Annotated in this window: 6 protein-coding genes; all 6 read left to right on the forward strand. The window is 68.6% G+C overall.

Annotated features, from left to right (window positions below; translation table 11 throughout):
• Positions 1–974: cbb3-type cytochrome c oxidase subunit I (locus AC1DO7_RS29340; RefSeq protein WP_477116876.1), on the forward strand; the 974-nt coding region annotated here is incomplete at its 5' end.
• 3 nt (positions 975–977) lie between these two features.
• Positions 978–1619 carry a cytochrome o ubiquinol oxidase subunit III gene (gene cyoC, locus AC1DO7_RS29345; RefSeq protein WP_441622828.1) on the forward strand — a complete coding sequence of 214 codons (642 nt, stop codon included), beginning with the start codon at positions 978–980 and terminating at the stop codon, positions 1617–1619.
• Positions 1616–1990: a cytochrome o ubiquinol oxidase subunit IV gene (cyoD, locus tag AC1DO7_RS29350; protein ID WP_441622826.1), complete on the forward strand. Its 375-nt coding sequence runs from the start codon at positions 1616–1618 to the stop codon at positions 1988–1990. Before cyoC ends, cyoD begins: the two co-directional genes overlap by 4 nt.
• Before the next feature lie 158 nt (positions 1991–2148).
• Positions 2149–3150: a tripartite tricarboxylate transporter substrate binding protein gene (locus tag AC1DO7_RS29355; protein ID WP_441622824.1), complete on the forward strand. Its 1002-nt coding sequence runs from the start codon at positions 2149–2151 to the stop codon at positions 3148–3150.
• Positions 3151–3237: 87 nt separating this feature from the next.
• Positions 3238–4032, forward strand: a complete 795-nt coding sequence (locus tag AC1DO7_RS29360) for an enoyl-CoA hydratase/isomerase family protein (protein WP_477116877.1) — start codon at positions 3238–3240, stop codon at positions 4030–4032.
• Positions 4033–4036: 4 nt separating this feature from the next.
• On the forward strand, positions 4037–6181 hold the full coding sequence (locus AC1DO7_RS29365; protein ID WP_441622820.1) for an acetate--CoA ligase family protein: 2145 nt from the start codon (positions 4037–4039) through the stop codon (positions 6179–6181).
• Positions 6182–6234 lie beyond the last annotated feature (53 nt).

The following is a 6234-nucleotide window of genomic DNA, read 5'->3' on the forward strand; positions in this document are numbered from 1 at the left end:
TCTTCACCATGGGCTCGGGCGCCAACGTCAATGCCTTCTTCGGCATCATGACTTCGATCATCTCCATCCCGACCGGGGTGAAGCTGTTCAACTGGCTGTTCACGATGTACCGCGGGCGTATCCGCTACCACTCGTCCACGCTGTGGACCATCGGCTTCATGGTCACCTTCGCGGTGGGCGGCATGACCGGCGTGTTGCTGGCGGTGCCGGGCGCGGACTTCGTGCTGCACAACAGCCTGTTCCTGGTGGCCCACTTCCACAACGTCATCATCGGCGGCGTGATCTTCGGCTGCCTGGCGGCAATGAGCTTCTGGTTCCCCAAGGTGTTCGGTTTCACGCTCAACGAGCGCTGGGGCAAGATTTCCTTCTGGTGCTGGCTGGTGGGCTTCTACCTCGCCTTCATGCCGCTCTATGTGCTCGGCTTCAAGGGCATGACGCGCCGGATGAACCACTACGCCAACGTGGACTGGCACCCGTACCTGGTGGTGGCGCTGTGCGGCGCGGTGATCATCGGGGCCGGCATCGTGGCGCTGCTGATCCAGCTCTTCGTCAGCGTGCGCGACCGCAAGCAGAACATGGACCCCACCGGCGATCCGTGGGACGGCCGCAGCCTGGAATGGGCCACCGCTTCGCCGGCGCCGTTCTACAACTTCGCCCACGTGCCGCACATCACGTCTCTCGAGCAGCACTGGGACGACAAGGAGAGCGGCCGCGCCTACGTGCAGCCCGCGCGCTACGAGGCCATCCACATGCCGAAGAACACCGGCGCGGGCGTGATCATCTCGGGCTTCAGCCTGGTGCTGTGCTTCGCGCTGGTCTGGCATATGTGGCTGGTCGCGATCGTCTCGCTGGCCGGCGTGATCGGCACCTTTATCGCGCGCACCTATAACCGCGACGTGGACTACTTCGTCCCCGCGGCGGAAGTCGAGCGCATCGAAAACACGCGCTATGCGAAGCTGCAGGAGGCGGCGTAAATCATGAGCAACACGATGACTGCCCACGCGCATGCGCATGGACACGCCGGGCATGCCGGGCACGAGCACGCCCACGAGCATCATCACGACGACGGATCCAAGACCACCCTCGGGTTCTGGATCTACCTGATGAGCGACTGCCTGATCTTCGCCGTGCTGTTCGCCACGTTCGGCGTGCTGGTCGGCAATACCGCCGGGGGGCCGAGCGGGCGCGAGCTGTTCGAGCTGCCTTTCGTGCTGGGCGAGACCATGCTGCTGCTGCTCAGCAGCTTCACCTTCGGCGTGGCGATGCTGTACATGCAGTCCGGCCGCAGCCACCTGGTGGTGCGCTGGCTGGGCGTGACCTTCCTGCTCGGCGCCGCCTTCATCGCGATGGAGGTGTACGAATTCGCCGAGCTGCTGCACAAGGGCGCGGGGCCCGGCGTCAGCGCGTTCCTGTCCTCGTACTTCACGCTGGTGGGCACGCACGGGCTGCACGTGACATGCGGCCTGGTGTGGATCGCCGTGATGATGCACCAGCTCAAGCGCTTCGGGCTGGACGGCATCACCAGCCGCCGGCTCAACTGCTTGAGCATGTTCTGGCACTTCCTGGACCTGATCTGGATCTGCGTCTTTACCTTCGTTTACCTGCGTGAGTTCGTATGAAGACAAATCACCTTCACGCGGCCGGCGCCGCCGATGCCGCGCACGGCAGCTTCAAGGGCTATGTGGTCGGTTTCGTGCTTTCGGTGCTGCTGACGTTCGCCTCCTTTGGCGCCGTGATGCTGGAAGTGGTGCCCAGGCACATGGGGCTGGCGGCCATCGTCGGGCTGTGCGTGGCGCAGTTGCTGGTGCAGCTGGTGTTCTTCCTGCACATCGGCACCGCGCGCGACCAGCGCCAGAACACCGCGATCTTCATCTGCAGCGCGCTGCTGATCGCCATCATCGTGGCGGGTTCACTGTGGGTCATGCATAACGCCAACGTCAACATGATGCCCATGCAGATGTCGACGGATCGCGCCAAGATGAGCGACTGACCGTGAACGACTGACCGGCACGTCCGGCCGCCGCCGATTCAATTCCGGTCTGTGGAATTGAAGGGCTGCAAATCGGCTGGCGCGGGCCTATTCTCGTCTCCAACAAGCGGTGCGTCGCGGCAGTTGTCCGCGGCGCACCGGATTCCAAGGAGACGACAGTGCATTCCCTTCCGCTTCGCGCCGCCAGGAGACTGGCGCTGCTGTGGGCCAGCCTGGCCCTCGGCACTACCGCGTGCCTGCCGGCCGCCGCCATGGCGGCCTTCCCCGAAAAGCCAATCCGTATCGTGGTGCCGTTCTCGCCGGGCGGCGGCACGGACCTGATCGCGCGCACCATGGGCGTGGCCATGTCGCAGGACCTGGGCCAGCCGGTGGTGGTCGACAACAAGCCCGGCGGCGGCACCATCATCGGTACCGACAACGTGGCCAAGAGCGCGCCCGACGGCTATACGCTGGTCATGGCCACGTTCGCGCACGCAGTCAACCCGAGCCTGCAACCCAAGTTGCCGTATGCCACCGACAAGGCGTTCTCGCCGGTGGTGCTGGTCGGCCGCTCGCCCAATGTGCTGGTGGTGCGCCCGGACAGTCCCTACAAGACGGTACAGGACCTGATCAGCGCCGCGCGCGCCAGGCCCGGCAAGATCTCCTTCGCCTCGCAGGGGCCGGGCACTTCTGCGCACCTGGCAGGAGAGTTGTTCAAGAGCCTGGCCAAGGTCGATCTCAACCACATTCCCTACCGCGGCGCGGGCCCGGCCATCACCGACCTGCTCGGTGGCCAGGTCGACCTGATGTTCGCCACCGCCTCCGCTGTCGGCAACCTGCTGGAATCCGGCAAGCTGCGCGCGCTCGCGGTCACCAGCGCGCAACGCTCGGCCAGCCCCGACCTGGCCAAGGTGCCGACCATCGCCGAGAGCGGCGTGCCCGGCTACGTGGCCGAGAGCTGGTACGGGCTGTTCGTCCCGGCCGGCACCCCGGCTCCGGTGATCGCTCGCCTGAACGCGGCGGCGAAGAAAGCCGTGACCACCGAAGCCTTCCGCAAGCGCGCCGAGTCAGAGGGGCTGATCGTCAGCCCCGGCACGCCGGAGGAGTTCGGGCGCTATGTGCATGGCGAGCAGGTGCGCTGGAGCAAGGTCGTCAAAGACGCAAACATCACACTGAACTAAGCCATCCCGAAGCATTGCCGGCAGCCGCCGCGCTCGCCCGCTCGCTCGCAGGCGGCGGGGACCGGCGAATACACAAAGAGACAGACCATGAACGACTATTCCTTCATCCAGCTGGATACGCGCGACGGCATCGCCGTGCTGACCCTCAACCGCCCGGACAAGCGCAACGCCATCACCGATGACATGCGCACCGAACTGATCGACGCGCTGGAACGCGTCGGCGCCGACCGCGCGATCCGCGCGCTGGTACTGACCGGCAGCGGCAAGGGCTTCTGCGCCGGCGGCGACGTGGCGGGCATGCAAAAGCGCATGGACGCGCCGCAGGGCGAGGTTGGTTTCAACGGCTGGGCACGCCAGCAACGCGTGCACCACTCGGTGGCGCTGCTGCACGACATGCCCAAGCCCACCATTGCCGCCGTCAACGGCTCGGCGGCCGGGCTCGGTGCCGACATGGCCATGGCCTGCGATTTCGTGATCRCCGCCGAGGGCGCCAGCTTTGCCTGGTCCTACATCCACCGCGGGCTGATCCCCGATGGCGGCGGCATGTACTTCCTGCCGCGCCGCACGGGCCTTTCCAAGGCAAAGGAGCTGATCTTCAGCGGGCGCAAGGTGGACGCGGCCGAAGCGCTGCAACTGGGCATCGCCGATCGCCTGAGCGCACCGGAAGCCCTGCTGTCGGACGCATGCGGCTGGGCGGCCGAGCTGAGCCACGGCTCGCCCACGGCGCTGGCGCTCGGCAAGTCCATCCTGAACCAGAGCTTCGAACTGCCGGCCGACCAGGTTTTCGCGCAGGGCAGCCAGGCGCAGGGCATCTGCTACACCAGCACCGAGCATCGCGAGTCCGTGCTGGCGTTCCTGAACAAGACCGCGGCCAAGGCCTGACATCATGGCAGCCGACCTGACCCATGTTCCCGGCGCACCGGCCGTCTCCACCTCGGCCGCCATCGCGCGGCTGCTCAAGCCGCGCAGCGTGGCCGTCATCGGTGCCTCCGCCGATCCGGCCAAGACCTCGGGGCGGCCGGTGTCGTACCTGACGCGGCACGGCTTCAGCGGCGCGATCTATCCGGTCAACCCGAAGGTGGATGCCATCGACGGCATCCGCTGCTACCCGGACATCCGTTCCCTGCCCGAGGTGCCCGATGTCGGCATCGTGCTGCTCGGCGCGGAGCGCGCGCACCAGGCCGTGCGCGAGCTGGCCGAGCGCGGCACCGGGGCCGCGATCGTGCTCGCCAGCGGCTATACRGAGACCGGCGCCGAGGGCGCGCGCCGCCAGGCCGAGCTGCTCGAGGCGGCGGGCAGCATGCGCCTGCTCGGGCCCAACACGATCGGGCTGGTCAACCTGACCGACAGCATTCCGCTGTCGGCCAGCGGTGCGCTGGAGATGGAGCACTTTCCCGCTGGCAGCATCGGCGTGGTGTCGCAGAGCGGCGGCATTCTCGGCGCCTTGCTGTCGCGCGCCGCGGCGCGCGGCATCGGCCTGTCCAAGCTGGTCTCCACCAGCAACGAGGCCGATCTCGACCTGGCTGACTTCATCGACTACCTGGCCGACGACGATGCCACYCGCGTGATTGCGCTGTACGTGGAGAGCGTGCGCGACCCCGCGCGCTTCCGCGCCGCGGCGCTCAAGGCCGCGGCAGCCGGCAAGCCGGTGGTGGCGTTCAAGATCGGCCGCTCCGAGGCGGGTGCGCGCGCGGCCGTCTCGCATACGGGGGCCATGGCGGGCGCGGACAGGATGTATGACGCGCTGTTCCGCCAGGTCGGCGTGATCCGCGCGCAGTCCTTTGCCGACCTGCTCGATATTCCCGCCGCGCTGGCCACGGGCCGGGTGCTGCGCGGCAAGCGCGTGGCCGTGCTGACCTCGACCGGCGGCGCCGGCACGCTGGTCTCGGACAGCCTGGGCGTGTCTGGCTTCGAGACGCCGCCGCCGGACGAGGCCACCGCGGCAGCGCTGCGCGCGCTGCAGAAGGGCGATCACGCCGCGCTGGACCGCAATCCCATCGATGTCACGCTGGCAGGCCTGCAGCCGGACCTGCTGCGCGCGGCCATCCGCACGTTGCTCGACAGCCCGGGCTATGACGCCGTGGCGGTCATCGTCGGCTCCTCCGGCCTCGCCATGCCCGGCCTGATGGCCGATGCGATCCGCGACTGCCTGCCGGGCAGCGACAAGCCGGTGCTGGCCTATGTGAGCCCGCATGCGCCGCAGGTCGCCGCGGTGCTGAACCAGCGCGGCGTGCCGGCCTTCAGCGCGCCGGAAAGCTGTGCGGTGGCGTTCGCGGCGATGCTCGGCGCGGGGCAGCTGCAGGGCGTGTCGGACGGGGCGAAGACGCCGCCCCCTCCGGGCGCCGCAGTCGATACCGCCGACGTGCCGTCCGGCGCGCTCGACGAGGCTGGTGCCAAGGCGCTGTTTGCCCGCTTCGGCCTGCCATCGGTGCGCGAGACCATCGTGCAGGACGGCGAGCAGGCGCAGGCCGCGGCGCGCGCGCTGGGCGAGCGCGTGGTGCTGAAGATCCTGTCGACGGAGATCACGCACAAGAGCGATGTCGGCGGCGTGGCGGTCAACGTGGCGCCGGCGGATGTGCCGGCGCGCCTGGCGACGATGCGCGCCGAGGTGGCTCGCCACACCGGCAAGGCGCCGGACCGCTTCCTGGTGCAGGAGATGGTGGGCGGCGGCGTCGAGATGATCCTGGGCCTGCACCGGGACCCGCTCGGCACGGCGGTCCTGCTCGGCATGGGCGGCGTCACGGCCGAACTGTTCCAGGACACCACCATGCGCCTGCTGCCGCCGGGCGGGGCGCTGTCGCACGAAGAAGCGGCCGCCATGGCGCGCGAGCTGAAGACGTGGCCATTGCTGGACGGCTATCGCGGACGCCCCAAGGCGGATGTGGGGGCGCTGGCCGATGCGATCGTGGCTTTCTCGCGCATGGCGGCCGCGATGGGCGAGCGGCTGGTCGAGGCGGAGATCAACCCGGTGTTCGTGCTGCCGGCGGGGCAGGGCGTGCGGGCGGCGGACGGGGTAGCGGTCATCGCCTAGGCAGGGCTCGCGCGCGGGGCCGGTCTGTGYCAGACTGCTGCCCTCGGCGCGGG

It is taken from the genome of Cupriavidus sp. 05N40 (genome assembly GCF_056397305.1).

Bases quoted from the DNA above. Each gene is read 5' to 3' on its own strand.
- cyoD (WP_441622826.1), top strand. From the start codon at position 1,616: ATGAAGACAAATCACCTTCACGCGGCCGGCGCCGCCGATGCCGCGCAC.
- cyoC (WP_441622828.1), top strand. From the start codon at position 978: ATGAGCAACACGATGACTGCCCACGCGCATGCGCATGGACACGCCGGG.